The 2,321-nt window shown below is 55.9% G+C and carries 2 protein-coding genes; both read right to left on the bottom strand.

Going from position 1 to position 2,321, the window contains the following annotated elements; genetic code table 11:
- Positions 1-167: 167 nt before the first annotated feature.
- Positions 168-1,157 (bottom strand): glycerophosphodiester phosphodiesterase family protein, encoded by a 990-nt coding sequence (locus HEQ34_RS14140; RefSeq protein ID WP_296201548.1) that lies wholly within the window; start codon positions 1,155-1,157, stop codon positions 168-170.
- 79 nt (positions 1,158-1,236) lie between these two features.
- A complete protein-coding gene (locus HEQ34_RS14135; protein ID WP_296201547.1) occupies positions 1,237-2,175 on the bottom strand; it encodes a bifunctional riboflavin kinase/FAD synthetase in 939 nt (312 codons plus the stop codon).
- Between the last annotated feature and the right edge of the window lie 146 nt (positions 2,176-2,321).

Genomic DNA, 2,321 nt, shown 5'->3' with positions numbered 1-2,321 from the left:
CCAGCCTTCATCGGAAAGTCTGTTTTGGGCAAGAAGACGCTATCGCGATAGTCTTGTTTCGGTGAGTCAGCAGGTTCAGTCATATCGTGCGGGTGCCTAAAGGATATGGCGCTGCAAATAAAGCCTGTATCCTCCCCATCGCAAGTCGATGGAGAGGATTGGCATAGTCATCGCCGCAACGCTGGCCCGATGGCCCAGATGTCCTCAACCCAGATATACCCATTGTAGCTCGCCGGGATTTTGCCGAGATCGTGGACATCGGAAAGCCCCTCGTTCGACTTGCCGCTTTCATGCGGCCCCACGACGATGATTTTCGCGCCGACGCTCTCCATGCGGGCGATCAGGCGGTTGGGCCAGCCCCACATTGGCCTTTGATAATTGATGGGAATAACCAACACACCGTTGCGGCAGCTTTCGGGGACAATGCCGGTCCAACCATAAAGGACATAGTCCTTGGTGCAGGACTTTGCCTCGTTTTTCATGTTAAAGGCCCAGTTTTTGGGCGCGAGCTGTCGTATGCGGTCCACCGGGCGTTGCCCGCCGTAAAAGGCATCACCAAGCTTTTCATAATCCCGGCCCGACGCTTTCAATATGGCGAACAACTGGTCCGCCTCATCGGGGTTTTTTGACTTGAAGTTGAACAGCAATGGCCGCGAAGGCAGGGCCGCAAGGGCCTCTTCAACCGTCGGAATTTGGCCGATGCCCTTACCACGCAGCGGGAATGACTTGCCGCCGTCGGCCGTATAGCCATAGCCAATGTCGAGTGCCTTTAGCTCCGCCAGCGTAAGGTCGCGGGTTTCGCCTTTGCCATTGGTGCGACAATCGACCGTCCAATCATGGAACAGAACCATTTTGCCGTCCTTGGTCGGCGCGACATCAATTTCCACCATATCGCCCCCCAGCCCCGCCGCCATTTGGATCGAGGCAATAGTGTTTTCGAACACTTCATGATCGGGAGGGCGGATGAACCGCGCGGTGCAGGTGTCACGGCCAAATGCGGCACGTTTATCATAGAGGTGATACACCCCGCGATGCGCGATAAGCTTTGGCTTGCCCGCAGGCGTCGGCGCAAGCCAAGTTGCGTTGAGCAGGGACAGGCCGAGGAGAATGACCACAACGACCGCCAAAGCTTGTTTTTTGCGACGAGATAGATTCATAAAAGTTCAACTCCAACGCCTTTGTCATTCCCGCGAAAGCGGGAATCCATGACCTAACGGCTGGACTATGAATAACAAATCAAGTCATTGATAACAAGATACTTTTCGCCAATGCACAATCCTTCGCCATTTGCTTTATCAACGCGTCGAGGCTGTCAAACTTCGCCTCCCCACGAATGAAGGCGTGAAATTCGATTTCGATATTCTGGTCATATAAATCTTCGGCAAAGTCGAAGAAATGTGGCTCAAGCAATTCTTTGGGCGGGTCAAAGGTTGGGCGGATTCCCAGATTTGCCGCGCCGTTTAGCACGCGGCCATCGGGCAAATGCCCCTTCACCGCATAAATGCCATAACGCGGGCGCAGATAATGGCCCATGTCGATATTGGCGGTGGGAAAGCCCAGAAGACGCCCGTTTTTGTCGCCATGTTGCACAATGCCTTGCACAGTAAAGGGTCGCGTGAGCAAGGCTGTCGCGGTTGCGCAGTTGCCGTCTTGCAACGCAGTGCGGATGCGGCTTGACGAGATGATGCCTGCATCATCGACTACTGGCCCCATCGCCGTCGAGGAAAGGTCATGCGCGCTACCAATATCGCGCAGCACATCGATATTGCCGCCACGTGCTTTGCCAAAGGTGAAGTCTTCGCCCGTGACAACGGCTGAAACGCCAAGCCGTTCAACGAGCAATTTGACGATGAAATCTTCGGCGCTGGTCGCCGCAAGTTCAGCATCAAAATCAAACACCAACATGGCGTCCGCGCCCGCGTCTTCGAAAAGTCGCTGCCGTTGGTCGAGCGTCGTCAGCCGGAACCAAGGCGATTGCGGCGCGAAAAAACGCACCGGATGCGGGTCAAAGGTGGCGATGATGGCGGGACGGCCAGCCGCCTTCGCCTGCGCAATGGCTTCACCTGCGACCGCCTGATGCCCCAGATGAAAGCCGTCAAAATTGCCCAAAGCGACGACAGCGCCGCGCAAGGCATCAGGCATGCGGTCTTTGGCGGAAAGGCGGGGGATCATCATATCAATATTACCGTAGCCCTGAGCCGTCAGTGCGATAGCACTGGCGAAAGTCGAAGGGCGGTATTGCGAAAATGGCCGCCCTTCGACGGACGCAGCCGCTGCGCGACTGCTGCTCAGGGCTACGGTTAAGTCGAAACCTCATTGCG

The organism is Sphingorhabdus sp. (assembly GCF_023910635.1).
Taxonomy (GTDB): domain Bacteria; phylum Pseudomonadota; class Alphaproteobacteria; order Sphingomonadales; family Sphingomonadaceae; genus Sphingorhabdus_B.
This window is presented reverse-complemented; position numbering and strand designations above follow the sequence as displayed.